At 62.9% G+C, this 25,931-nt stretch carries 17 protein-coding genes, 6 tRNA genes and 1 pseudogene; 20 read left to right on the top strand and 4 right to left on the bottom strand.

What is annotated here, in order from left to right; genetic code table 11:
- Positions 1 to 115 precede the first annotated feature (115 nt).
- On the top strand, positions 116 to 2,131 hold the full coding sequence (gene uvrB, locus N5D53_RS09385; protein WP_252458359.1) for an excinuclease ABC subunit UvrB: 2,016 nt from the start codon (positions 116 to 118) through the stop codon (positions 2,129 to 2,131).
- A gap of 127 nt (positions 2,132 to 2,258) precedes the next feature.
- On the opposite strand, the gene N5D53_RS09380 is transcribed toward uvrB, so the two are convergent.
- Together N5D53_RS09380 and N5D53_RS09375 are read right to left on the bottom strand one after the other, a co-directional pair.
- On the bottom strand, positions 2,259 to 3,749 hold the full coding sequence (locus N5D53_RS09380; RefSeq protein ID WP_172402858.1) for an MDR family MFS transporter: 1,491 nt from the start codon (positions 3,747 to 3,749) through the stop codon (positions 2,259 to 2,261).
- A gap of 49 nt (positions 3,750 to 3,798) precedes the next feature.
- Positions 3,799 to 4,854 carry an HlyD family secretion protein gene (locus tag N5D53_RS09375; protein WP_049586797.1) on the bottom strand — a complete coding sequence of 352 codons (1,056 nt, stop codon included), beginning with the start codon at positions 4,852 to 4,854 and terminating at the stop codon, positions 3,799 to 3,801.
- Positions 4,855 to 4,997: 143 nt separating this feature from the next.
- Between N5D53_RS09375 and gltX the strand changes: the two genes are divergently transcribed.
- From gltX to N5D53_RS09315, 12 genes and pseudogenes are all read left to right on the top strand, one after another.
- Complete coding sequence (gene gltX, locus N5D53_RS09370; RefSeq protein WP_010952995.1) at positions 4,998 to 6,479, top strand: glutamate--tRNA ligase; 1,482 nt, start codon at positions 4,998 to 5,000, stop codon at positions 6,477 to 6,479.
- A 280-nt stretch (positions 6,480 to 6,759) separates the two neighbouring features.
- A tRNA-Ala gene (locus N5D53_RS09365) sits at positions 6,760 to 6,835 on the top strand.
- Positions 6,836 to 6,907: 72 nt separating this feature from the next.
- Positions 6,908 to 6,983, top strand: a tRNA-Glu gene (locus tag N5D53_RS09360).
- A 51-nt stretch (positions 6,984 to 7,034) separates the two neighbouring features.
- Positions 7,035 to 7,110, top strand: a tRNA-Ala gene (locus tag N5D53_RS09355).
- A 42-nt stretch (positions 7,111 to 7,152) separates the two neighbouring features.
- Positions 7,153 to 7,228, top strand: a tRNA-Glu gene (locus N5D53_RS09350).
- A 61-nt stretch (positions 7,229 to 7,289) separates the two neighbouring features.
- Positions 7,290 to 7,365 (top strand) — tRNA-Ala (locus tag N5D53_RS09345).
- 42 nt (positions 7,366 to 7,407) lie between these two features.
- A tRNA-Glu gene (locus tag N5D53_RS09340) sits at positions 7,408 to 7,483 on the top strand.
- 170 nt (positions 7,484 to 7,653) lie between these two features.
- Entirely contained in the window at positions 7,654 to 8,193 is a 540-nt protein-coding gene (locus N5D53_RS09335) for a TetR/AcrR family transcriptional regulator (RefSeq protein ID WP_104887233.1), read from the top strand.
- Between the two features lie 15 nt (positions 8,194 to 8,208).
- Positions 8,209 to 9,087, top strand: a pseudogene (locus tag N5D53_RS09330) (alpha/beta fold hydrolase); the annotation flags it as partial.
- Positions 9,088 to 9,194: 107 nt separating this feature from the next.
- Complete coding sequence (locus N5D53_RS09325) at positions 9,195 to 9,629, top strand: thioesterase family protein (RefSeq protein WP_003247186.1); 435 nt, start codon at positions 9,195 to 9,197, stop codon at positions 9,627 to 9,629.
- Positions 9,630 to 9,680: 51 nt separating this feature from the next.
- Positions 9,681 to 10,652 (top strand): tRNA-dihydrouridine synthase, encoded by a 972-nt coding sequence (locus N5D53_RS09320; protein WP_104887234.1) that lies wholly within the window; start codon positions 9,681 to 9,683, stop codon positions 10,650 to 10,652.
- 648 nt (positions 10,653 to 11,300) lie between these two features.
- Positions 11,301 to 11,744: an Hsp20 family protein gene (locus tag N5D53_RS09315; RefSeq protein ID WP_019437397.1), complete on the top strand. Its 444-nt coding sequence runs from the start codon at positions 11,301 to 11,303 to the stop codon at positions 11,742 to 11,744.
- 77 nt (positions 11,745 to 11,821) lie between these two features.
- Here N5D53_RS09315 and N5D53_RS09310 read toward each other — a convergent pair whose 3' ends face one another.
- The gene (locus N5D53_RS09310; RefSeq protein WP_190870100.1) at positions 11,822 to 15,118 is read right to left on the bottom strand and encodes a bifunctional diguanylate cyclase/phosphodiesterase; all 3,297 of its coding nucleotides are present in this window, start codon (positions 15,116 to 15,118) and stop codon (positions 11,822 to 11,824) included.
- Positions 15,119 to 15,179: 61 nt separating this feature from the next.
- Positions 15,180 to 16,058 carry a LysR family transcriptional regulator gene (locus N5D53_RS09305; protein ID WP_010953001.1) on the bottom strand — a complete coding sequence of 293 codons (879 nt, stop codon included), beginning with the start codon at positions 16,056 to 16,058 and terminating at the stop codon, positions 15,180 to 15,182.
- A 131-nt stretch (positions 16,059 to 16,189) separates the two neighbouring features.
- Here N5D53_RS09305 and leuC point away from each other — a divergent pair, with 131 nt between their 5' ends.
- The 7 genes from leuC to N5D53_RS09270 all read left to right on the top strand — a co-directional run bounded on the left by leuC (position 16,190) and on the right by N5D53_RS09270 (position 25,898).
- Positions 16,190 to 17,623 carry a 3-isopropylmalate dehydratase large subunit gene (gene leuC, locus N5D53_RS09300; RefSeq protein WP_010953002.1) on the top strand — a complete coding sequence of 478 codons (1,434 nt, stop codon included), beginning with the start codon at positions 16,190 to 16,192 and terminating at the stop codon, positions 17,621 to 17,623.
- Positions 17,620 to 18,264, top strand: coding sequence for a 3-isopropylmalate dehydratase small subunit (gene leuD, locus N5D53_RS09295; protein ID WP_020192544.1), 645 nt, complete (start codon positions 17,620 to 17,622; stop codon positions 18,262 to 18,264). The genes leuC and leuD overlap by 4 nt, the downstream gene beginning before the upstream one ends.
- Before the next feature lie 118 nt (positions 18,265 to 18,382).
- Positions 18,383 to 19,147 carry a class I SAM-dependent methyltransferase gene (locus N5D53_RS09290; protein ID WP_104887237.1) on the top strand — a complete coding sequence of 255 codons (765 nt, stop codon included), beginning with the start codon at positions 18,383 to 18,385 and terminating at the stop codon, positions 19,145 to 19,147.
- Positions 19,148 to 19,201: 54 nt separating this feature from the next.
- Positions 19,202 to 20,284, top strand: coding sequence for a 3-isopropylmalate dehydrogenase (gene leuB / locus N5D53_RS09285; protein WP_020192546.1), 1,083 nt, complete (start codon positions 19,202 to 19,204; stop codon positions 20,282 to 20,284).
- Positions 20,285 to 20,347: 63 nt separating this feature from the next.
- Positions 20,348 to 21,460 carry an aspartate-semialdehyde dehydrogenase gene (gene asd, locus N5D53_RS09280; RefSeq protein WP_003247195.1) on the top strand — a complete coding sequence of 371 codons (1,113 nt, stop codon included), beginning with the start codon at positions 20,348 to 20,350 and terminating at the stop codon, positions 21,458 to 21,460.
- Between the two features lie 626 nt (positions 21,461 to 22,086).
- Positions 22,087 to 23,091 (top strand): aspartate-semialdehyde dehydrogenase, encoded by a 1,005-nt coding sequence (locus tag N5D53_RS09275; protein ID WP_104962276.1) that lies wholly within the window; start codon positions 22,087 to 22,089, stop codon positions 23,089 to 23,091.
- 71 nt (positions 23,092 to 23,162) lie between these two features.
- On the top strand, positions 23,163 to 25,898 hold the full coding sequence (locus tag N5D53_RS09270; protein WP_266023017.1) for a FimV/HubP family polar landmark protein: 2,736 nt from the start codon (positions 23,163 to 23,165) through the stop codon (positions 25,896 to 25,898).
- Positions 25,899 to 25,931: the final 33 nt, after the last annotated feature.

Below are 25,931 nucleotides of genomic sequence, written 5' to 3'. Positions count from 1 at the left end.
TGCCGTGTCCACCGTTGCATGCGCCCACACCTGTGCCTTGAAAGCGCCCCCGAACGGGCGCATTTGGGTATAGACTACTGGCTAAATTTACAGCTGCTGCACCGCGAGGTCCTTCATGTCCGAGTTCCAGCTCGTCACACGTTTCCAGCCGGCTGGCGACCAGCCCGAGGCTATCCGCCAGTTGGTCGAAGGCATAGAGGCGGGGCTGTCGCACCAGACGTTGCTTGGGGTGACCGGTTCGGGCAAGACCTTCAGCATTGCCAACGTCATCCAGCAGGTGCAGCGCCCGACGCTGGTGCTGGCGCCCAACAAGACTCTGGCCGCCCAGTTGTACGGGGAGTTCAAGGCATTCTTCCCCAACAACGCGGTGGAGTACTTCGTTTCCTATTACGACTACTACCAGCCGGAAGCCTATGTGCCGTCGTCGGACACCTTCATCGAGAAGGACGCCTCGATCAACGACCACATCGAGCAGATGCGCCTGTCGGCGACCAAGGCGCTGCTGGAGCGGCGTGACGCCATCATCGTGACCACTGTGTCGTGCATCTACGGCCTGGGCAGCCCCGAGACCTACCTGAAAATGGTCTTGCACGTGGACCGTGGCGACAAGCTCGACCAGCGCGCGCTGCTGCGCCGCCTGGCCGACCTGCAGTACACCCGCAACGAAATGGACTTTGCCCGCGCCACCTTCCGGGTACGCGGCGATGTGATCGACATCTTCCCGGCCGAATCGGATCTGGAAGCCATCCGCATCGAGCTGTTCGATGATGAAGTGGAGAACATCGCCGCCTTCGATCCGTTGACCGGCGAGGTTTTCCGCAAGCTGCCACGTTTCACGTTCTACCCCAAGAGCCACTACGTGACCCCGCGGGAAACCCTGCTGGAAGCGGTGGAGGGCATCAAGGAAGAACTGAAGGAGCGTCTGGAATACCTGCACAAGGCCAACAAGCTGGTCGAAGCGCAGCGTCTGGAGCAACGCACTCGCTTCGATCTGGAGATGATCCTCGAGCTGGGCTATTGCAATGGCATCGAAAACTACTCGCGTTACCTGTCCGGGCGCCCGGCCGGGGCGCCGCCGCCCACCCTGTACGATTACCTGCCGCCCGATGCGCTGCTGGTGATCGACGAATCCCACGTCAGCGTTCCGCAGGTCGGTGCCATGTACAAGGGCGACCGTTCACGCAAGGAAACCCTGGTCGAGTACGGCTTCCGCATGCCCTCGGCGCTGGACAATCGGCCGATGCGTTTCGACGAATGGGAGGATGTCAGCCCGCAGACCATTTTTGTTTCGGCCACTCCGGGCCCCTACGAGGCTGAGCATGCCGGGCGCGTGGTGGAGCAGGTGGTGCGCCCGACCGGGCTGGTCGACCCGCAGGTAGAGGTACGCCCTGCGCTGACCCAGGTCGACGACCTGCTGTCCGAGATCCGCAAGCGTGTCGCGGCAGGCGAGCGTGTGCTGGCGACAACGCTGACCAAGCGCATGGCCGAGGACCTCAGCGATTACCTGGCCGACCACGACGTACGGGTACGCTACCTGCACTCGGACATTGATACGGTGGAGCGGGTAGAGATTATCCGCGACCTGCGCCTGGGCACCTTCGACGTACTGGTGGGCATCAACCTGCTGCGCGAGGGCCTGGACATGCCCGAGGTGTCGCTGGTGGCCATCCTCGATGCAGACAAGGAAGGTTTTCTGCGTTCCGAGCGTTCCCTGATCCAGACCATTGGCCGCGCTGCACGTAACCTCAATGGCCGAGCCATCCTGTATGCCGATAACGTCACCGGCTCCATGCAGCGGGCCATCGATGAAACCGAGCGCCGCCGCGAGAAGCAGATCGCCTTCAACGAAGCCAACGGCATCGTGCCCAAGGGCGTGGTCAAGGACATCGCCGACATCATGGAAGGCGCCACCGTGCCCGGTGCGCGCAGCAAGAAGCGCAAGGGCATGGCCAAGGCGGCAGAGGAGAGCGCCCGTTACGAGGCCGAATTACGTACGCCGGGCGAGATCACCAAGCGCATCAAGCAGCTGGAAGAGAAAATGATGCAGTTCGCCCGCGACCTGGAGTTCGAGGCGGCGGCGCAGTTGCGTGACGAGATTGCGCAACTGCGGGAGCGGTTGATCAGCAGCTGAAGCCGGGCGCGGGCCCTGTGGGAGCGGGCGTGCCCGCGAAGAATTCAACGCGGTGGCTGGCACCGGCTGCGCCGGTGTTCGCGGGCATGCCCGCTCCCACAGGGACCGCATCTAATCTGTAATAGCCTCAATGGGCTTCCCCAGCCTTCAACCCTTCCGGCAACTTGCGGGTCAGCAGCACCGCCACCATGCTCACCGCCAACCCGATCCCGACAAAGTGGAAGGCATCGTTGTAAGCCATGATCAGCGCCTGCTGGTGGGTAATTTCGCTAAGTTTGCCCAGCGCTGCATTGTCATTGCCCAAGCGCTCCGCCAATTGCGCCAGCCGCTCAGCCACCTGTGGGTTGCTCGGCACCACCGATTCGCGCAGGTAGTCGAAGTACACCTTGGTGCGCGCATCCAGCAGGGTGGCCAGCAAGGCAATACCGATGGCCCCGCCCAGGTTACGCAGAATATTGAACAGGCTCGACGCGGACCCGGCATCCTGTTGTTGGATATACGCGGTGGCAATCAGCGAGATGGTCACCATGATCATCGGCTGGCCCAGGGCGCGGATGATCTGGATATGGTTGAACTGCGGCCCGGCAAAGTCCGGGTTGAGCACCCCCGAACCGAAACTGGCAGCGCCGAACAGGCAAAACCCCAGCGCGCATAGTACCTTGGGCGATATCACCTTCATCAGTTGCGGCACCAGCGGGATCAGGAACAACTGCGGAATACCCATCCACATGATCACCTCGCCAATCTGCAAGGCGTTGTAACCCTGTACCTGCGCAAGGTACAGCGGTAGCAGATAGATCGAGCCGTACAGGCCCACGCCCATGCCCAGGCTGGCGATGCTCGACAGGCCAAAGTTGCGGTTGCCGAGGATACGCAGGTTGATCAGCGGGTGTGGCTTGGAAAACTGCAGGATGACGAAGGTGATCAGGCTGACCAGGGCAACGCTGCCCAGGCCGACGATCAGGTGCGACTCCAGCCAGTCCTTGCGATGGCCTTCCTCGAGAAACACCTGCAGGCAGCCCAACCCAAGGCCGAGCGTGACGATGCCGGCGTAATCGGTACTTTTCAGCAGCTCCCAGTGCGCCTCCTTCTTCTCAAGCCCGTATAACAAGCCGGCGATCATTAGCAGGCCCGGTGGGATATTGATGTAGAAGATGTATTCCCAGCCCCAGTTCTCGGTTAGCCAGCCGCCCAGGGTGGGGCCGATGGAGGGGGCAAAAGTGGCGGTCATGGCGAACATCGCCATGCCTTTGGCACGGTGGTGCTCGGGCAGCTTGATCAGGGTCAGGGTGAAGGCCAGCGGGATCAGCGCGCCGCCGGTGAAACCCTGCAAGGCACGGAACAGGATCATGCTCTCCAGGTTCCAGGCCATCGAGCACAGCAGCGACGACAGCAGGAAACCGCCGGATACCCACACCGCCAGGCGCCGCGCCGACAACAGCTGCACCAGCCAGGCCGTCAGCGGGATCATGATGATTTCTGCCACCAGGTAGGAGGTTGAAATCCATGAGCCTTCTTCCAGGGTCGCCGACAGAGCGCCCTGGATGTCCTTCAGCGAGGAGTTGGTGATCTGGATATCCAGCACTGCCATGAAGGCGCCGAGCATCACGCTCATCACCGCGATCCAGTCGCGTCGGGTTGGCTCCGCCGTAGGGCGCAGCAGCTGGTCACCGGCCATTGTGGCCTTCGTCTTCGCTGCGCAGGTCGACGGTGGCGGTCACCGACATGCCGGGGCGAATACGCCCATGCAATGGGTTGTCGGCGTGGAACGTGAGTTTTATCGGGATACGCTGCACAACTTTGGTGAAGTTGCCGGTGGCGTTGTCCGGTGGCAGCAGGCTGAACTGCGCACCGGACGCGGCGAACAGGCTGTCCACCCGGCCTTCGATCGGTGTGTCGGGGTAGCTGTCGAACAACAGCTCCGCGCGCTGGCCGGGGTGCATGCGCCCGATCTGGGTTTCCTTGAAGTTGGCCTGCACCCAGATGTCTTCATCCGGCACGATCGACAGCAGGTAGGCGCCGGCCTGCACCACCTGGCCATTGCGCGCATTGCGCTGGCCGATGGTGCCGCTGATCGGTGCATGGATTTCGCAGCGGGTCAGGTTCAGTTCGGCCTGGGCCAGGTCGGTGCGGGCATTGGCGATTTGCGCATCGAGGCGCTTGAGCTCGGCGTTCAGGGCGGTGACCTGCTGGCGCTGGCTTTGCAGGTCGGCGCGGGCCTTGTCGACCTGGGAGCCGGCGACATGGCTGTCCGCCGACAGGGTAGTGACCCGCTCTTCAGAGACAAAACCCGGTTTGCGCAGCTTCTCGGCGCGGCTCAGGTCCAGCCGCGAACGGTCGAACGTGGCCTGGGTGGCCGCCAATTGGGCCTGGCCGGCGGCAATCAGGCTGCCTTGCTGGGTGAGGCGGCTTTGCGCTTGTGCGTACTCGGCTTCGCGGGTAGCCAAGGCGGCACGGGCGCGTTCGACCGCCAGCTCGAAGTCGGCGGCTTCCAGGCGCACCAGCAGGTCGCCCTTGCTGACGTGCTGGTTGTCCTCGACCGGCACCGTTTCGATACGGGCGCCAAGCTGGCTGGAGATACGGGTGATCTCACCCTGCACATAAGCGTTGTCGGTGCTCTCGTAGAAGCGGCCCTTGAAGTACCAGTGGCCCAGGAAGGCGAGGGCGATGATGGCCACCAGGGCGAAGAAGAGCGTCAGGCGGCGTTTGAGTTGGGCAGGCATGGGGACTATCGTTCCAGAAATGTAAACAAATTTAACAGCGGCACAGGGCCCGTCGACAAGTGACGTTCGCGCCATTGCTGGAGCCCGGTGCCCGCCTCCTGCTAACATCCCGCCTTTGTTTCATCTTTCGTTCGAGACTCTCCATGACCACCGTACGCACGCGTATTGCGCCATCGCCTACCGGCGACCCCCATGTCGGCACTGCCTACATCGCCCTGTTCAACTACTGCTTTGCCAAGCAGCACGGCGGTGAGTTCATCCTGCGCATCGAAGACACCGATCAGCTGCGCTCCACGCGCGAGTCGGAGCAACAGATCTTCGACGCTCTGCGCTGGCTTGGCATCGAATGGAACGAAGGCCCGGATGTCGGCGGCCCACATGGCCCTTACCGGCAGAGCGAGCGTGGCGAAATCTACGCCAAATACGCCAAGGAACTGGTAGACGCCGGCCACGCCTTCTACTGCTTCTGCACCGCCGAAGAGCTGGAACAGATGCGTGCCGAACAGCAGGCCCGCGGCGAAACCCCGCGCTACGATGGCCGTGCGTTGCTGATGAGCGCCGAAGAAGTGCAGCGCCGCCTGGACGCTGGCGAGCCGCACGTGATCCGCATGAAGGTGCCGAGCGAAGGGATCTGCGTGGTGCCGGACATGCTGCGCGGCGATGTCGAGATCCCGTGGGACCGCATGGACATGCAGGTGCTGATGAAGAACGACGGCCTGCCGACGTACTTCCTGGCCAACGTGGTCGACGACCACCTGATGGGCATCACCCACGTGCTGCGTGGGGAAGAGTGGCTGCCATCGGCGCCCAAACTGATCAAGCTGTACGAGTACTTCGGCTGGGAGCAGCCCAAGCTGTGCTACATGCCGCTGCTGCGCAACCCGGACAAATCCAAACTGTCCAAGCGCAAGAACCCGACCTCGGTCACCTTCTACGAGCGCATGGGCTTCATGCCTGAAGCGATGCTCAACTACCTTGGCCGCATGGGCTGGTCGATGCCTGACGAGCGCGAGAAGTTCTCGCTGGCCGAAATGGTCGAGCACTTCGACCTGTCACGTATCTCGCTGGGCGGCCCGATCTTCGACATCGAGAAGCTGTCCTGGCTCAACGGCCAGTGGCTGCGCGAGCTGCCGGTAGAGGAGTTTGCCGCACGCCTGCAGAAGTGGGCGTTCAACAGCGACTACATGATGAAGATTGCCCCGCACGTGCAAGGCAGGGTCGAAACCTTCAGCCAGGTTGCCCCGTTGGGCGGGTTCTTCTTCGAAGGCGCGCTCAAGCTGGACGCCAAGCTGTTCGAAAGCAAGAAACTGTCGGCCGACCAGGTGCGCCAGGTGATCCAGCTGATCCTGTGGAAGCTTGAAAGCCTGCGTCAGTGGGAAAAAGAGCGCATCACCGGTTGCATCCAGGCTGTGGTCGAAGCGCTGGAGCTGAAGCTGCGTGACGCCATGCCGCTGATGTTCGCCGCCATCACCGGCCAGGCCAGCTCGGTTTCGGTGCTGGACGCCATGGAAATCCTCGGTCCCGACCTGACCCGCTACCGCCTGCGCCAGGCCCTGGACCTGCTGGGTGGGGTGTCGAAGAAAGAAAACAAAGAGTGGGAAAAGCTGTTGGCTTCCATTGCCTGATTCAGCTTTGCACCTAACTTGTGGGAGCGGGCGTGCCCGCGAATGCAATGGTAAATTCAATACCGCATTCGCGGGCACGCCCGCTCCCACAGGCCAACTAAGCCCCAAAAAACCGGGGTAGGGCGGTAAGTGATTGTTATCTGTGAAAAAATTTTTGAATATTTTTGAAAATTAGTTTGACAGCCCTGCAATCCGAACTTAATATGCGCCCCGTCCACAGCGATGAACGAAAACGAAACGCCAGGCACCCAGCCAGCGATTCAGTTCAAAGCGACATTGTGGGGCTATAGCTCAGCTGGGAGAGCGCCTGCATGGCATGCAGGAGGTCAGCGGTTCGATCCCGCTTAGCTCCACCAAATTCCGCTTAGCAGCCAAGGCTGGTAAGCAAGACCGGGTCCAGCAACCGGGTCTTGAAGGTAAGAAGGTTCGTCCCCTTCGTCTAGTGGCCTAGGACACCGCCCTTTCACGGCGGTAACAGGGGTTCGAGTCCCCTAGGGGACGCCAGTTTTACACAAGCGATGTTTTTATGTCGCTGGGCCGCGAGGCTAGAAATCCGGGGCTATAGCTCAGCTGGGAGAGCGCCTGCATGGCATGCAGGAGGTCAGCGGTTCGATCCCGCTTAGCTCCACCAATTTTGCCGCGGTTCGCGTTAGCGGATCGGCACGAAGGTTACGTCCCCTTCGTCTAGTGGCCTAGGACACCGCCCTTTCACGGCGGTAACAGGGGTTCGAGTCCCCTAGGGGACGCCACTTTTCCTGCGTTTTGCAGGGCTTAAAAAGGCTCGTCGATTATTGATGAGCCTTTTGTTTCGGGGCTATAGCTCAGCTGGGAGAGCGCCTGCATGGCATGCAGGAGGTCAGCGGTTCGATCCCGCTTAGCTCCACCATTTCTGCCAGGGTTCACGCAAGTGGATCTTCGCGAAGGTTACGTCCCCTTCGTCTAGTGGCCTAGGACACCGCCCTTTCACGGCGGTAACAGGGGTTCGAGTCCCCTAGGGGACGCCACGTTTACCCGCGTTTTGCGGGACTTTAAAGGCTCATTCGCTTATTGAATGGGCCTTTTGTTTTTTCCCGTCTCAATAATTTTCCCCCGACAAACGGCCGCACATTTTGCTTGCCAAAAAATATGATGAGAATAATATTTCGATCATCATATTTTGTTTGGTGCGTGCCAGATGAGCGACAAGAAGAGCAGAACCCGCGAACGCATTCTGGAGGCGGCGCGCAGTGCGCTGATCCAGCACGGCCCGGCCGAGCCCAGCGTCAGTCAGGTGATGGGCGCGGCAGGCCTGACCGTCGGCGGCTTCTATGCGCACTTCGACAGCAAGGACGAGCTGATGCTCGAAGCGTTCCGCCAGTTGTTGGGTGAGCGCCGTGCCTTGCTCGCCCAGATCGACCCCAATCTCGATGGCGCCGGGCGGCGAGCGCTGGCCGGGGCCTTCTACCTCTCGCGCAAGCACCGGGACTGCGAAGTACATGCTTGCCCGCTGCCTAACGCGTTGGGCGAAATGCAGCGCCTGCCGGAGGTCTTCCGCGAGGTGCTGGCCGAGCACATCGAGTTGATGACTGCCGCGATGGTCGACCGCCCTGAGGATGCCGACAAAGCGCTGGCCGACCTGGCCCTGATGGTGGGAGGGCTGGCGTTGGCCCGGGCCTTGGGGACCAGTGACCTGTCTGACCGTATTCTGCGCGCCGCCAAATCGGCGGTGCTTTAACCCTGGAGCATGGCGATGACCACCCTGAGCTGGATTCGCGGTGTCAATGGCACCTTGGGCCGCCTGGCCCCCGAGCATGTCGCGGGCAAGATGCGCCGAGCCTTCATGACCCCGCGCAACTTGCCGCCGCGGGATTGGGAGCTGCCTGTGCTGGCCAGCGCCGAGCGCATTACGCTGCGCTTCGGCCTGTCTGCCTTGCGCTGGGGTCAAGGGCCGACCGTGCTGCTGATGCACGGTTGGGAAGGGCGCCCGACGCAGTTTGCCGCCTTGATCGAGACCTTGGTTCAGGCGGGGCATACGGTGGTGTCGCTGGAAGGGCCTGGGCATGGTCGTTCGCCTGGCGAGCAAGCGAATGTGGTGCTGTTTGCCCGGGCGCTGCTTGAGGCTGCGGCTGAGTTGCCGCCCTTGCGTGCAGTCATTGGCCATTCCATGGGTGGGGCGAGCGTGCTGCTGGCTTTGCAGATGGGGCTGCGTACAGAGGCGGCTGTCAGCATTGCAGCGCCGGCGCGGTTGCTCGGTGTGTTGCGTGGTTTTGCCCATCGCCTGGGGCTGCCAGCCCGGGCACGGGCAGCGTTCATTCGCCAGATCGAGCGCGATGTGGGCATGCAGATTGCGCGGCTGGATGTCACGGGTTACCAGCTGGAGCTGCCGGGGCTGGTGGTGCATGCTGCCGATGATGCTCTCGTGCCCGCAGATGAGGCACATGTCATCCACAAGTCCTGGTTCGACAGCCGGCTGATGCTGCTGGAAGAGGGTGGTCACCAGCGAGTGCTGGCCGACCCGCGGCTGAGTGAAGCCGTGCTCGAATTGCTGGCTCGGGCTGAAGCGGCTAGTGCCGGGGCGGCTTCAGCCGCGAACATCGGTATCGCCGCCGGTGCCATCCGCCGCGGTGTCTGGTTCGCGGGCAAGCCCGCCCCTATAACGACTGCCTCAGGCTCACAGGGGCTGGACATTGCCCCGCAGATCGCTGCTAAATCGCCTTTTGCGCCAAGGAAGCGAAAATGAGCTGGGACCTGGCAACACCCTTCGTCATCGACCTGCGCGTCGGCAGCGAGGACATCGACGGCCTTGGCCATGCCAACAATGCCGTCTACGTCACCTGGCTTGAGCGCTGCGCCTGGCGCCACTCCCAGCGTCTGGGGCTGGACCTGGCCGAGTACCGGCGCCTTGACCGGGCGATGGCTGTGGTGCGCCACGAAATCGACTATCTGGCTGCCGCCTATGAAGACGACGAGCTGCAACTGGCCACCTGGATCATTGACTGGGACCAGCGCCTGCGCATGACGCGGCGGTTTCAGCTCAAGCGCCCGCGCGATGGTGTGACGCTGCTGCGCGCGCAAACCACCTTCGCCTGCATCGAGCTGTCCAGCGGCAAGCCCAGGCGCATGCCGGCGGAATTCGTCGAAGGTTACGGTCCGGCGCTGATCGGCGCCTGAGTCGCCGGCATTTTTTGTTAAACTGCCGGCTTTTTCCGCTGAGACCCCGACATGCAAATTGCCCTGGCCCCCATGGAGGGGCTGGTCGACAACATCCTGCGCGACGTATTGACCCGTGTGGGCGGTATCGACTGGTGTGTCACCGAGTTCATTCGCGTGTGCGACCGCCTGCTGCCGGCGTCCTCGTTCGACAAGCTGGCGCCTGAATTGCGCCAGGGCGCGCGCACGGCTGCCGGTGTGCCCATGCGCGTGCAATTGCTGGGTTCTGACCCGGTATGCCTGGCGGAAAACGCCGCACTGGCTTGTGAGCTTGGGGCGCCGGTGATCGACCTGAACTTTGGTTGCCCGGCAAAGACGGTGAACAAGTCGCGTGGTGGTGCGGTACTGCTCAAAGAGCCGGAGTTGCTGCACGCCATTGTGCGTGAAGTGCGGCGGGCGGTGCCGGCGAATATCCCGGTGACCTCGAAGATGCGCCTGGGCTTCGACAGCCCCGACGGGGCACTGGAGTGCGCCACGGCTTTGGCCGAAGGCGGTTCGGCACACCTTGTGGTGCACGCTCGGACCAAGGTTGAGGGCTACAAGCCGCCAGCGCACTGGGAGTGGGTGGCGCGGGTACAGGATGTGGTCAAGGTGCCGGTGTTCGCCAATGGTGAGATCTGGACGGTCGATGACTGGCGGCGTTGCCGCGAGGTCAGTGGCGCTGAAGACATCATGCTCGGGCGTGGGCTGGTATCGCGCCCGGACCTGGGCTTGCAGATTGCGGCGGCGCGGGACGGGCGCGACTATCAGCCGATGAGCTGGCAGGACTTGTTGCCCCTGTTGCGTGAGTTCTGGCGCCAGGCCCAGGCCAAATTGTCGCCGCGTTATGCGCCGGGGCGGATGAAGCAGTGGCTGGCGATGCTGACTCGCAGTTACCCTGAAGCGGTGGTGTTGTTTGCCGAGTTGCGCCGGGAAGATGACTGCGCGCGGATCAGCCGGTTGCTTGGGGTAGAGGCTCAAGCCTTGGAGGCTTGCGTCGCCTGAGCGGGCCTCTCCGCGGGTACTGCGCCTGTCGGCGCGGCTTCACACGCGAAAGGGCCGGGCCTGCTGGCCAATTTCCACCATCCGTTCACCGTTGCCGCCGCTACCATATTCGCGGGTAAACCCGCTCCTACGCCGGATCGGGAGTGGGCACAGGTCGGTGGTTGGGCACAGGCCATCGTGTAGGAGCGGGTTCACCCGCGAAAGGGCCGGCCCTGCTGGCCAATTTCAACCATCCGTTCACCGTTGCCGCCGCTACCGTATTCGCGGGTAAACCCGCTCCTACGCCGGATCGGTGGTGGACACAGATCGGTGGTTGGGCACAGGCCCCGGTAGGAGCGGGTTTACCCGCGAAGAGGCCGGCCCTGCTGGCCAATTACCACCCGCCGTTCACCGTTGTCGCCGCTACCGTATTCGCGGGTAAATCCGCCCCGACGCCTGATCGAGGGTGGACACAGGTCGGTGGTTGGACACAGGCCGCCGTGTAGGAACGGGTTCACCCGCGAAGAGGCCATCAAACCCCGTGCAAAAAAATCAGATTTTTTCTATTTACCCCTTGAAAGCATTTCCCTCGGCCATATCTTTTGAGTACGCGATGCCGAAGCCGGGTCGCGTAATGACTTACTTGCTGAATCTCAGGAGTTTATGACCATGACTACTGCTTTCTCTCTTGCTCCACTGTTCCGTCATTCCGTTGGTTTCGACCGTTTCAACGACCTGTTCGAATCCGCGGCACGTAACGAGGCCGGTAGCAGCTACCCGCCCTATAACGTGGAAAAGCATGGCGATGACCACTACCGCATCGTGGTTGCTGCAGCCGGTTTCCAGGAAGAGGACCTCGACCTGCAGGTCGAAAAAGGTGTCCTGACCGTGACCGGTGGCAAGCGCGACAATAGCGCCGCTGAAGTGACCTACCTGCACCAGGGTATCGCACAACGCGCTTTCAAGCTGTCGTTCCGCCTGGCAGATCACATCGAAGTGAAGGCCGCCGGCCTGGCCAATGGCCTGCTCAGCATCGACCTGCTGCGCATCGTGCCTGAAGAAGCCAAGGCCAAGCGCATTCCGATCAATGGCGAAAAACCAGCGCTGAACTGATCGAGCTGCAATGAAAAAAGGGCACCTCCAGAGGTGCCCTTTTTCGTGCTTCTCACGCGTGCGTGGCCGTCATGCGATCAGTAATCTGCCGGCGCCTCCAGCAACATCTGCCGAAACTCCGGTAACGGTAATGGCCGGCTGTGCAGATAACCCTGGTACAGATGGCACCCCAGCCGCTCGAGAAACGCCAGCTGTTCGGTCAGTTCTACCCCTTCGGCAATCACCGCCAGGTCCAGGCTGCGCGCCATGGCGACAATGGCGCGGACAATTTCTGCGTCGTTGGGGTCGACCGGTGCATCGCGCACGAAGCTCTGGTCGATTTTCAGCGCATCGACCGGCAGGCGCTTCAGGTAAGTCAGCGAGGAATAGCCGGTGCCGAAGTCATCCATGGCAAAACTCACCCCGTAGCGCTTCAGCTCGCACATCTTGCTGATGGTGTCTTCCAGGTTCTGGATGACGATGCCTTCTGTGATTTCCAGCGTCAGCATCTGCCGCGGCAGGCGGTAATCGTCCAGGCTGCGCAGCACCCGCCCGACAAAGTCGTTCTGGCGGAACTGTCGCGGGCTTATGTTCACGCACAGGTTGAAATCATCAGCGTCGATCAGCCCGTCGGTCAGCATGCGGGCGCAGGCGTCGCAGGCTTCGTCGAGAATCCAGCTGCCAACTTCAAGGATCAGGCCACTTTCTTCCAGTACCTGGATGAACTGCGAGGGCGGTTGCTGACCCAGTTGCGGGTGGTGCCAGCGCAACAGTACTTCGGCACCGACGATGCGGTTGTCGCGGGCATCCACCTGCGGCTGGAAGTGCAGTGCCAGCTCGCCACGGGCCAGGGCCAGGCGCAGGTCGTTTTCCATGCGCAGGCGCTCGCTGGCGGCCTTCTGCATGGTGGTGTGGAACAGCTGGGTGGTGTTGCGACCGGAGTCCTTGGCCCGGTACAGGGCGATATCGGCACGCTTGAGCAGGTCGGCCGGTGTGGTGCCGTGGTCGGGGATCAGCGCCACGCCGATGCTGGGCGTTACCTGCAGGCGCTGGCCATCCAGTGACATTGGCTCGGCCAGCAGTTCGCGCAGGGTGTCGGCCAGCTCGCGCACTTTCTCTTCCACGTGTTCGCGGCTCCCTTCCAGGCCGCTAAGCAGCACCACGAATTCGTCGCCCCCCAGACGCGCCACGGTGTCCTCCAGGCGCACGCTGGCCTCAAGGCGGGCGGTGATGATCTTCAGCACCGTGTCGCCCACCGGGTGGCCCAGCGAGTCGTTGATGTGCTTGAAGTGGTCGAGGTCGAGGAACAGCAGGGCGCCACGCAGGTTATGGCGCTTGAGCAGGGCGATCTGCTGGCTCAGGCGGTCCATCAGCAAGGCGCGGTTGGGCAGGTTGGTCAGCGGGTCGTGATAGGCCAGGTGGCGTATCTGCGCCTGGGCGTTCTTCAGCTGGCTGACGTCGCGGGCGGTCAGCAGCAGGCAATCCACTTCGTTGAGGGTGATCGGTTCCACCGAAACCTCGACCGTGAGGATATCGCCACGCTTGTTGCGCCCGAGCATCTCGCGGTGGTGTACCCGGCCGCGCTCGCGCAACTCGGCCAGCAGCGCGCTGCGCTGCTTGTCGTCGGCCCAGATGCCGATCTCATACACCGTGTGGCCGATCACTTCATCAGTGCTGTAGCCGGTCAGGCGGCAGAAGCCGTCGTTGACCTCCAGGTAGCGGCCGCTGTGGCGTTCGGTGATGGTGATGGCGTCGGGGCTGGAGTGGAAGGCCTTGGCGAACTTCTCCTCGCTGGACTTCAGCGCGGCTTCGGCGCGTTGTTGCTGGGTGATGTCGCGCAGGGTGGTCACGCTGCAGGGCTGGTCGTCGACGGTGATCAGGCGGCTGGAAATCACACAGGTCAGCGGGTCGCCATTGCGGTGGTTGAGTACCACGGCGACGTTGCTCAAGGCCTGTTCGCGGATCACCTGCTCGATACGTTTCGCGCGCTCGACGGACTCGGCCCACAGGCCGATTTCCTCGGCGGTACGGCCAAGCACCTGCGCGCTGCTCCAGCCGAAGGTCTGGGTGAACGCCGGATTGATCTCGATGAACTGGCCAGTGTCCTGGCGGGTGACGCAGATCGGGTCGGGGCTGACCTGGAACAGGCTGGCAAACTTCTCTTCCGAGGCGCTCAGGCGCTGTTCGCGCTCCACCTGATCGGTGATGTCGAGCAAGGTGCCCGCCATGCGCAGGGGGATGCCCTGGTCGTCGCGGTACAGCCGCGCGCGGCTTTCGATGTAGCGTGAAGTGCCGTTTTCCAGCTGCACCCGGTAGGTGATCTGATAGTTGCCGGCGGGCCCTTCGCGCAGGCTACGGTAGGCTTGTCGCATCGAGTTGCGCTCGTGCTCCGGCACGCCCTCGAAGAACGCATCGAACGATTCATGAAAGGGGATGGGCGGCAAGCCATGCAGCTGCGCGGCGCGGGCCGAGCCGTAGAGCATGCCGCTTGGGATGTGCCAGTCCCAGGTGCCAAGTTGCGCCGAGTCCAGGGCCAGGTCCAGGCGCTCCTGGCTGTCCTTCAGGGCCTGCTCGGCGCGCTTGCGTTCGGTGGTGTCGACGAATGTACTGATCAGGAAGGTCACGCCTTCCAGCTCGATGCCCTGGGTGCACAGGATGCCATCATGCACCTTGCCGCTGGTTGCGCGGAATTGCACCTCCATGATCAGCGGGCCGCCGTTGGCGCGGGTCGACTCCACTATCTGGTGGCGCTGTTCGGGGTTGACCCACAGGCCCAGTTCCAGGCTGGTCTTGCCGATCACCTGGCTGCCGGGCCAGCCGAACATGTCTTCGAAGTGCTGGTTGACCTCGAAGATCATGCCATCGTGGCGGCGGGTCAGCAAAATGGCGTTGGGGCTAAGGTGAAACAGCGTGGCGAAGCGCTTTTCCGAATTGATCAGCGCCGTTTCCCGCTCGCGCTGGCGGGTGATCTCGCGGATCACACCGATCATCTGCGGTCGGCCGTGCGGGTCGCGGGTCAGGCTGCCGTTGATCTCCAGCCAGTGCAGGCTGCCGTCCGGCCAGCGGATACGGTGGCGCATGGCCTGCTCCACCGGCTCACCGTTGAACACTGCCTGGAACATCTGGCGCGTGCGTGCGCGATCCTCCTCGGGCAGCAGGTCGAGGTAATCGATATCGGCGGGCAGTGGCCGCTGTGGATCGAAACCGAACAGGGCCTGGGTACCCCGCGACCAACTGACCCTGCCGCTTTCGATATCCCATAGCCAGGCACCCAGGTGCGCACCGTTGAGCGCTGCCAGCAGTTGCGGGGCGTTCTGCCAGGCCTGCTCGGACTCCTGGGGATCAGCTGCGGGTATTCGCGGCAGGCGCAAAAAGCGGTTTGCTGATTTGGGCATTGGTACCAGACCTGTGGCGTATGACGTGTCCTTGGAATACGAATAGCTGGCTGACAGCCGGTCAGGTGGGCCCTGAGTGGCTGTCGAGCAGGGCCATGAATGCCCTGGCCGCATTCGATAGCGTACGCTCCGTGTGCAGAATGTAGCCTAGCTGGCGCGACAGCTGTATGCCGGGTAAAGCGATGGGTGCAACCTGTTCGTCGAGCATGGTGCGTGGCAGCACGCTCCAGGCCAGGCCGATCGACACCATCATCTTGATGGTTTCCAGGTAGTTGGTGCTCATGGCGATGTTCGGCGTCAAGCCCTGGCTTTCGAACAGGCGCTGGACAATATGGTGGGTAAAGGTGTTGCCGCCGGGAAATACCGCCGGGTGGCGGGCGATGTCAGCCAGGCTGACCGACTGGTTGTTGGCCAGCGGGTGCTCGGGGGCGGCGACGAAGTCCAGGGCGTCGTCCCACACCGGCACGGCCTTGACCAAATGGTGCGGCTCGGGCGCCAGGGTGATAACGGCGATTTCGGCGCGGCCATGCAGAATCTCGTCGTAGGCCTGTTCCGAATCCATGAACTGAATATCCAGTGCCACTGCCGGGTACTGGCGGGTGAAAACCCGTAACAACGGGGGCAGGCGGTGCAGGCCGATGTGGTGGCTGGTGGCCAGGGTCAGGCGACCGCTCACGGCCCCGGTCAGATTGGTCAGCGCCCGTCGGGTATCATCCAGGACGTTGAGGATCTGGTACGCCCGCGGCAGCAGTGCGCGCCCGGCTTCAGTCAGGGTCACCTCGCGGCCCAGGCGGTCGAACAGGCGCACGTCCAGTTGCTGCTCCAGGCCGGCGATGCGTTTGCTGATGGCCGGCTGGGTCAGGAACAGGCGTTCGGCTGCGCCGGAAAAGCTGCCGGTTTCGGCAATGGCGATGAAGGCACTGAGGTTGGCCAGGTCCATGATGTTGTATTCCTTTGGGTTATCCAAAGCATAAAAATTATGAATTTGAGTTATTCAATCTAACCCCCTAGCATCGTCCGTACAAGCCAAGGGGTCTTTGGCATAGAAAGACGCTGATGAGGAACAGTCTGATGGCTGGCAAAACGCTCTACGACAAACTCTGGGAAGCCCATGAGGTCAAGCGCCGTGATGACGGCTCGTCCTTGATCTACATCGACCGCCACATCATCCACGAAGTGACGTCGCCCCAGGCCTTCGAAGGCCTGCGCCTGGCCAACCGCAAGCCATGGCGTATCGACGCCAACATCGCCACGCCCGACCACAACGTGCCGACCACGCCAGAGCGCAAGGGCGGTATCGAGGCGATCGTCGACCAGGTGTCGCGCCTGCAGGTGCAGACCCTCGACGAGAACTGTGACGAATACGGCATCGTCGAATTCAAGATGAACGACGAGCGCCAGGGCATCGTCCACGTCATCAGCCCGGAGCAGGGCGCCACCTTGCCGGGCATGACTGTGGTCTGCGGTGACTCGCACACCTCCACCCACGGCGCCTTCGGTGCCTTGGCCCATGGCATCGGCACTTCCGAGGTCGAGCACGTGCTCGCCACCCAGTGCCTGGTCGCCAAGAAGATGAAGAACATGCTGGTGCGCGTGGAAGGCCAATTGCCGGCCGGCGTTACCGCCAAGGACATCGTGTTGGCCGTGATCGGCAAGATCGGCACCGCCGGTGGAAACGGTCACGCCATGGAATTCGCAGGCAGTGCCATTCGCGAATTGTCGATGGAAGGCCGCATGACCATCTGCAACATGTCCATCGAAGCCGGTGCCCGCGTGGGCCTGGTGGCGACCGATGCCACTACCGTTGCCTACGTCGAAGGGCGCCCGTACGCGCCGAAGGGCGAGCAGTGGAAGCAAGCGGTCGAGTCGTGGAAGGACCTGGTGTCGGATGACGATGCCGTATTCGACACCGTGGTCGAGCTGGATGCCAGCCAGATCAAGCCACAGGTCAGCTGGGGTACTTCGCCCGAGATGGTCCTGGCCGTCGACCAGCGTGTACCAGACCCAGCTGCCGAGACCGACCTGGTCAAGCGTGGTTCGATCGAGCGTGCCTTGAAGTACATGGGGCTGACCGCCAACCAGGCGATCACCGACATCAAGCTGGACCGTGTGTTCATCGGCTCGTGCACCAACTCGCGAATCGAGGACCTGCGCGCTGCGGCGGAAATCGCCAAGGGCCGCAAGGTGGCCGCCAGCGTCAAGCAAGCCATCGTCGTGCCAGGTTCCGGTCTGGTCAAGGCCCAGGCCGAGCGTGAAGGCCTGGACAAGATCTTCCTCGAAGCCGGTTTCGAATGGCGTGAGCCAGGCTGCTCGATGTGCCTGGCGATGAACCCGGACCGCCTTGAAAGCGGCGAGCACTGTGCGTCCACCTCCAACCGCAACTTCGAAGGCCGTCAGGGCGCCGGTGGCCGTACCCACCTGGTCAGTCCGGCCATGGCCGCCGCTGCTGCTGTAGCGGGCCACTTCATCGATGTCCGCGAGTTGATCCAAGGGAGCGCAGCATGAAAGCCTTTACCCAGCACACTGGCCTCGTCGCACCGTTGGACCGTGCCAACGTCGACACCGACCAGATCATCCCCAAGCAGTTCTTGAAGTCGATCAAGCGCACCGGCTTTGGCCCGAACCTGTTCGACGAGTGGCGTTACCTGGACGTGGGTCAGCCCTACCAGGACAACAGCAAGCGCCCGCTCAACGAAGAGTTCGTGCTCAACCACGCGCGCTACCAAGGTGCCAGCGTGTTGCTGGCGCGGGAAAACTTTGGTTGCGGCTCCAGCCGTGAGCATGCCCCCTGGGCGTTGGACGAGTACGGTTTCCGCAGCATCATTGCGCCGAGCTTTGCCGACATTTTCTTCAACAACAGCTTCAAGAACGGCTTGCTGCCGATCATTCTCAGCGATGAGGAAGTCGACGAGCTGTTCAAGCAGGTCGAAGCCAACCCGGGCTACCAGCTGACCATCGACCTGCAGGCGCAGGCGGTGACCCGCCCGGATGGCAAGGTGCTGCACTTCGAAATCGATGCGTTCCGCAAGCACTGCCTGCTCAACGGTCTGGACGATATCGGCCTGACCCTGCAGGACAGCGACGCGATCAAGGCCTTCGAAGCCAAGCATCGCGCCAGCCAGCCTTGGCTGTTCCGTGATGCCTGAAGTTCATAGGTGACAGTGCGGGCCTCTTCGCTCCTACAGAAATTTACGCGGTCGCTGTAGGAGCGGGTTTACCCGCGAAGAGGCCGGCACAGGCAACAAAAATCTAAAGGAACGAGACATGACCAGCACCCAGCACATCGATGTGGTCCAACGCCAGTTCGGCGAACAGGCCAGCGCCTACCTCAGCAGCGCCGTGCACGCCCAAGGCAGTGAATTCGCCCTGCTGCAGGCTGAGCTGGCAGGGCAGGCCCATGCCCGCGTGCTGGACCTGGGCTGCGGTGCCGGTCATGTCAGCTTCCACGTCGCTCCGCTGGTTACCGAAGTGGTCGCCTACGACCTCTCGCAGTCCATGCTCGACGTGGTCGCCAGCGCCGCCGCCGAACGCGGCCTGGCCAATATCACGACCGAACGCGGCGCTGCCGAACGCCTGCCGTTCGCCGACGCTTCGTTCGACTTTGTCTTCAGCCGTTATTCGGCCCACCACTGGAGCGACCTGGGCCTGGCTCTGCGCGAGGTGCGCCGGGTGCTCAAGCCAGGTGGTGTGGCGGCGTTCATCGACGTGATGTCGCCGGGCAGCCCGCTGCTCGACACTTACCTGCAAACGGTCGAAGTGCTGCGCGACACCAGCCATGTGCGTGACTACTCCGCCGCCGAGTGGCAACGCCAGGTCAGCGAAGCCGGCCTGCACGTGCGCAGCCACACCCGCCAACCGTTGCGCCTGGAGTGGAGCACCTGGGTTGAGCGCATGCGCACCCCCGAGCCGATGCGCGTGGCCATCCGCCAATTGCAGCAAGCCATGGGCGAAGAAGTACGGCAGTATTACCAGATCGAGGCCGACGGCTCGTTCAGCACCGATGTGCTGGTGTTGTGGGCCGAGCGTTAAGCACTTTTCGGTGGGGCCCGCTTGGCCACGCCGCGTGAATGGATAGAGGAAAGCATGAGCAAGCAGATTCTGATTCTCCCAGGTGACGGTATCGGCCCGGAAATCATGGCCGAGGCAGTCAAGGTACTGGAGCTGGCCAACGACAAGTTCCAGCTCGGCTTCAGCCTGGCGCACGACTTGATTGGCGGTGCCGCCATCGACAAGCACGGCGTGCCGCTGGCCGACGAAACCCTGGAGCGTGCGCGCAAGGCCGATGCGGTGCTGCTGGGGGCTGTGGGCGGGCCGAAGTGGGACAAGATCGAGCGAGACATTCGCCCGGAGCGCGGCCTGCTGAAGATCCGCTCGCAACTGGGTCTGTTCGCCAACCTGCGCCCAGCCATCCTTTACCCACAACTGGCCGATGCTTCGTCGCTGAAGCCGGAAATCGTATCGGGCCTGGACATCCTCATCGTTCGTGAGCTGACCGGCGGCATCTACTTCGGTGCCCCGCGTGGCCAGCGCGAGCTGGAAGGTGGCGAACGCCAGGCCTACGACACCCTGCCGTACAGCGAAAGCGAAGTGCGCCGCATTGCCCGTGTCGGCTTCGACATGGCCCGCGTGCGCGGCAAGAAGCTGTGCTCGGTGGACAAGGCCAACGTTCTGGCCTCCAGCCAGCTGTGGCGTGAAGTGGTCGAAGACGTGGCCAAGGACTACCCGGACGTGGAGCTCAGCCACATGTACGTCGACAACGCTGCCATGCAGCTGGTGCGTGCACCCAAACAGTTCGACGTGATGGTGACCGACAACATGTTCGGTGACATTCTGTCGGATGAAGCTTCCATGTTGACCGGTTCCATCGGCATGCTGCCGTCGGCGTCCCTGGATGCCGACAACAAGGGCATGTACGAGCCGTGCCACGGCTCGGCACCGGACATCGCCGGCCTTGGTATCGCCAACCCACTGGCGACCATCCTGTCGGTGTCGATGATGTTGCGTTACAGCTTCAATCAGTCGGCTGCCGCCGAGGCGATCGAGAAGGCCGTGAGCCTGGTTCTGGACCAGGGGCTGCGTACCGGCGACATCTTCTCGGAAGGCTGCCGCAAAGTTGGTACGCAGGAAATGGGCGACGCAGTAGTCGCAGCGCTGCGGAATCTGTAATCTCTCTGGCCCGCCCCCCAAAATTCCCGGTGGCGGCCCACTTTTAGCAAAGGTGTAGTTGCGATGAAACGTGTAGGTCTGATCGGTTGGCGCGGTATGGTCGGTTCCGTGCTCATGCAGCGGATGCTGGAGGAGCAGGATTTCGACCTTATCGAGCCGGTGTTCTTCACTACCTCCAATGTTGGTGGCCAGGGTCCGAACGTGGGCAAGGATACAGCGCCCCTCAAGGACGCTTATTCGATTGAAGAACTCAAGACCCTCGACGTGATCCTGACCTGCCAGGGTGGCGACTACACCAACGAGGTCTTCCCCAAGCTGCGTGAAGCCGGCTGGCAGGGTTACTGGATCGACGCCGCTTCGTCCCTGCGCATGCAGGATGACGCGGTGATCATCCTCGACCCGGTCAACCGCAAGGTCATCGACCAGCAGCTGGACGCTGGTACCAAGAACTACATCGGTGGCAACTGCACCGTCAGCCTGATGCTGATGGGCCTGGGTGGCCTGTTCGAGGCCGGTCTGGTCGAGTGGATGAGCGCCATGACCTACCAGGCGGCGTCGGGTGCCGGCGCGCAGAACATGCGCGAGCTGATCAAGCAGATGGGTGCTACCCACGCGGCAGTGGCCGATGACCTGGCCAACCCGGCCAGCGCCATTCTCGATATCGACCGCAAGGTTGCCGAGACCATGCGCAGCGAAGCGTTCCCGACCGAGAACTTCGGCGTGCCGCTGGCGGGCAGCCTGATCCCGTGGATCGACAAGGAACTGCCGAACGGTCAGAGCCGTGAAGAGTGGAAGGCCCAGGCCGAAACCAACAAGATCCTCGGTCGCTTCAAGAGCCCGATCCCGGTCGACGGCATCTGCGTGCGCATTGGCGCCATGCGCTGCCACAGCCAGGCGCTGACCATCAAGCTGAACAAGGACGTGCCGATCGCCGACATCGAAGGCATGATCAGCCAGCACAACCCTTGGGTGAAGCTGGTGCCGAACCAGCGTGAAATCAGCATGCAGGAACTGACCCCGACCAAGGTCACCGGCACCCTGAACATCCCGGTTGGCCGCCTTCGCAAGCTGAACATGGGTTCGCAGTACCTGGGCGCGTTCACCGTGGGTGACCAGCTGCTGTGGGGCGCCGCCGAACCGCTGCGCCGCATGTTGCGGATTCTGCTGGAGCGTTGATCGTTCAGGCTTCACCTGAAAAATACCGCACTGGTGACAGTGCGGTATTTTTTTATGCCTGAAGGTATGCATTTGGGTCGCGGGCCTAATCGCTGGATAAGTCATGCCGCTGTTTAATGGCGAAATGTCTGCTCTGACAGCCCCCTTGCTCTTGCTCTTGCTCTTGCTCTTGCCGTTGCCGTTGCCGTTGCCGTTGCTTTTGCTTCTAAGTGCGCGGTAGTTCAGGCGACGCAGATTGCGACTTCAGGAGGCCGAGCGCAGGGCTTGCGAAGGGAGGTGACGGGCATGGATGCCCGTCAAGCGCTGGGCCCCAGGATGGGGCCTGCAGCGCGGTCCTCCCGGGAGCAAACCCGGAGCGAGGGGACCCCGGAGCGCAGCGCAGGGGCCGGATGATGGGAGCCAACGGCTTTGGTTACTTTGGCCACGACCAAAGTAACCCGCCGGAAGGGCGGAAAGGTGACGATGCGCCACCTGCGCGAATGAATACCTACTCGGTGTGAGTGCGCACATCCAAGAAGCAAGACGCAATCGAGCAACAGCAACAGCCGCGCCGGGTGGGCACAGACAAAACCTTGCAATCCGAGTAAAGTGCCGCCCCCGCCGTTTACAGCAAAAGGATCCCTTCCATGACACACCCTTTGGATATCGCCGTCGTCGGCGCCACCGGCAGCGTCGGTGAAGCCTTGGTGCAGATCCTCGAGGAACTGGCATTCCCGGTTGCCACCCTGCACCTGCTGGCCAGCATGGAATCGGCGGGCAGCAGCGTGATGTTCGCTGGCAAGAAACTGAAGGTGCGCGAAGTCGACAGCTTCGACTTCACCCAGGTCAAGCTGGCCTTCTTCGCCACCGGCGCCGCCGTCAGCCGCAGCTTTGCCGGCAAGGCGCTGCAGGCGGGCTGCACGGTCATCGACCTGTCCGGCGGCCTGGACGACGCCCTGGCCCTGGTGCCGGAAGCCAACGCCGAACGCCTGGCCAGCCTGTCGTTGCCAGCGCGCATTGTCAGCCCATGCTCGGCCGCAGTAGCCCTGGCCGTCGCGCTGGCGCCGCTCAAAGGCCTGCTGGACATCGAGCGGGTGCAAGTGATGGCCGCATTGGCGGTGTCTGCGCAAGGCCGTGAAGCGGTCAGCGAGCTCGCCCGGCAAACCGCCGAACTGCTCAATGCCCGCCCGCTGGAGCCGCGTTTCTTCGACCGCCAGGTGGCATTCAACCTGCTGGCCCAAGTCGGTGCTACCGACGAGCAGGGCCATACCGCGCTGGAGCGCCGCCTGGTCAGCGAACTGCGCGTGCTGCTGGGCTTGCCTGAACTGAAGATTTCCGTGAGCTGTGTTCAAGTCCCGGTGTTTTTCGGCGATAGCTTCAGTGTGGCCGTGCAAAGCCGTCGCCCGGTAGACCTGGCAGCGGTCAACCAGGCCCTGGAGGCAGCCGACAGCATCGAACGGGTGGAAAACGATGATTATCCGACCCCGGTAGGTGACGCAGTGGGCCAAGACGTGGTCTATGTTGGACGTGTACGTCACGGTGTTGATGAAGACCAGCAACTCAACCTCTGGCTAACCACCGACAACGTGCGCAAAGGCGCCGCGCTCAATGCCGTGCAAGTGGCGCAATTGTTGATTAAACACATGCCGTAAAAGATACTGGCGAGCACTTTTGTCCTGCTCCGCATGCAGGTTTCGGGACGATTCATACAAGGGAAGAGGTCATGCTTCGAATTCGCAAACTGGTTCTGGCCATGGCTGCAGCATCCGCGCTGTCGTCTGGCATGGCGAATGCGCTGGGCCTGGGGGAGCTGACCCTGAAGTCGGCACAGAATCAGCCGCTGGACGCCGAGATCGAATTGCTCGACGTGCGCGACCTCAAAGCCGCCGAAGTGGCGCCGAGCCTGGCGCCACCGGAAGAGTTCAGCAAGGCCGGGGTGGCGTTTCCGACCTACCTCGAAGACCTGACCTTCACACCGGTGATCAACCCCAACGGCAAAAGTGTGCTGCGCGTGACCTCCAGTCAGCCGCTGCCAGGTCCGGTGGTCAAGTTCCTGGTGCAGGTGATGTGGCCGCAGGGCCGCCTGCTGCGTGACTATAGCGTGCTGCTCGACCAGGCCAAGGCACAGGGCGAACAGCCGGCGGCAGGCAATGTCACACCGGCCATCACCGGTGCCAGCAGCTACACCACCCAGCGTCGCGACACCTTGTGGCAGATTGCCGCGCGTAACACCCAGGGCGGATCGATCCAGCAGACCATGATCGCGATCCAGGCTTTGAACCCGGACGCCTTCATCGGCAACAACATCAACCAGCTGAAGGTTGGCCAGGTACTGCGCCTGCCCGACCAGCAGCAGATCCAGAGCATCGCCCAGGGCGAGGCGAACCGCGAGGTGGCCGAGCAGTATGCGGCCTGGCGTGAAGGCCGTCGCCTGGGGCCGCGTGCCCGCCAGCTGGATGCCACCCGCCGTGGCGCCGCCGAGGCTGCACCGTCGCGTATCGCCCAGGGCGACAACCTGCGCCTGGTCAGCCCGGGCAACCAGGCCGGTGCAGGCCAGGCCAAGGCGTTGAATGACGAGCTGGCCATGGCCCAGGAAAGCCTGGACACCAGCCGTCGCGACAACGAAGAACTGAAAAGCCGCATGGCCGACCTGCAGAGCCAGCTGGACAAGCTGCAGCGCCTGATCGAGCTGAAGAACAACCAGTTGGCACGCCTGGAAGGCCAGGGCGCAGCCGCGTCGGCAGCGGCTGCCGATACCCCGGAGCAGCCCGTGGTCAATCCGGCACCTGCTGCTGCCGATACCGCACCCCAGCCTGTGCCGGACACCCAGCCAGCACCCGCCAGCCAGCCGAACGGTGCGCTCGACTCGGTCCTGGGCAACCCGTGGCTTCTGGGGGTGATTGCCGGTTCCAGCATCCTGGTGCTGGCACTGCTGCTGTGGCTGCTGGCGCGCAAACGCAAGGCCCAGCAAGAAGCCGAGAAGCACCTGCGCATGGCGCGGGCGCTGGAAGAAGAGCAGGGCACAGGTTTCGACAGCGATATCGAGAGCTTCGGCGGCGTCGAAGCCCCCGAGCCGGGTGTAACCCTGTCGCCGGCTGTGGTTGCCGCTTCGGCTGCAGCTGCCGTCGCTGCGGAAAAAGTGGCAGAACCGGTCGCCGAGGCAGCACCCGAGCCTGAACCACAAGCAGACCCGCACGCCGCGCTGCTGGCGCAAGTCGACCAATGCCTGGCCGAAGGCCGCCTTAATCGTGCCACCGAGCTGCTGGAGCCCGCCGTGACCGCCGCGCCGGAGCGTGACGACCTGCGCCTGAAACTGATGGACGTGTACGCCCGCCAGGGTGACCAGAGCGCGTTCGCCGAACAGGAGCGTCAGTTGCCGGCCAGCGAGCAGAACGTTGCTGAAGTCGCCGGCCTGAAAGAGCGTTACCCCGCCATGCTCGGCCTGGCCGCTGCCGGCCTGGGGGCGGCGGCGCTGGCTGCCGAAATGGATGAGCAGTACGTGCAAGAGCTGCTGCACGATGAGCCCGAAGCGCCGGTGGTTGCCGATGTGGTGCCTGACGAGTTGTCCGGGTTCGAGCCGCAAGAGCAGGCTGAGCCAGAGGTTGTCGCGCAGGCAGCGCCTGACGCTGAACTGGACGCCTTCGATGATGTGCCAACGCTCGATGCAACGGACCTGGCCGAGCAGGATCTGGACAGCGCCTTCGACCTGAGCCTGGGTGAAGACCTGGCCGATCAAGACCCGCTGGCCGCGTCCGTGCTGGACGAGCCGATGGCACAGGGGGGCGGACCCGACGAGCTGGTAATCGCTGAGCCTGTGCTGGATGAGCCCGTACAGGAAGAAGCTCAGCCGGAAGAACAGCCCTTTGCCGTGGATGCCGAGCTGCAAGCCGAAGCCGACGCCGATTTCGAGGCCATGCTGGCTCAGGCCGAGCCTCAGCCTGCCGTGGACCTGTCTGATTTCGACCTCGACGTCAGCGAGCCGGTTGCCCCGGCTGCCCCTGAGGCGCTGGAGCAAGATCCGCTGGATGTCACCGCCGAACTGGCTGCCTTCGACAGCGAACCGGAGTTTGATCCGGTCTCCGAGTTCGACTTGCCATCGGACTTCGACCTGTCCCTGTCGCTGGAAGATGATTCGCCGGCAGCCAAGAGCTTTGCCTCGGAGCTCAATGACGTCAACGCCGAGCTGGACAAGCTGTCGCAGAGCCTCGAAACGCCATCGCTGGAGCCGCATTTCACCAGTGAAGACGCGGTTGCGCAGCCAGAGCCCGAGCCTTTGGATGACCTGGACTTCGACTTCTTCTCCGGCAGTGACGAAGTTGCCACCAAGCTCGACCTGGCCCGTGCCTATATCGACATGGGTGACAGCCAGGGCGCGCGCGACATCCTTGATGAAGTGGTCAAGGATGGTGACGACAGCCAGCGTCAGGAAGCCGAGGACATGCTCTCCCGGCTGGTCTGATGCAAGCAGGGCAGGCCTCTTCGCGGGCTTGCC

It is taken from the genome of Pseudomonas sp. GD03862 (genome assembly GCF_029840855.1).
Classification (GTDB): Bacteria; Pseudomonadota; Gammaproteobacteria; order Pseudomonadales; family Pseudomonadaceae; genus Aquipseudomonas; species Aquipseudomonas alloputida.
This window is presented reverse-complemented; position numbering and strand designations above follow the sequence as displayed.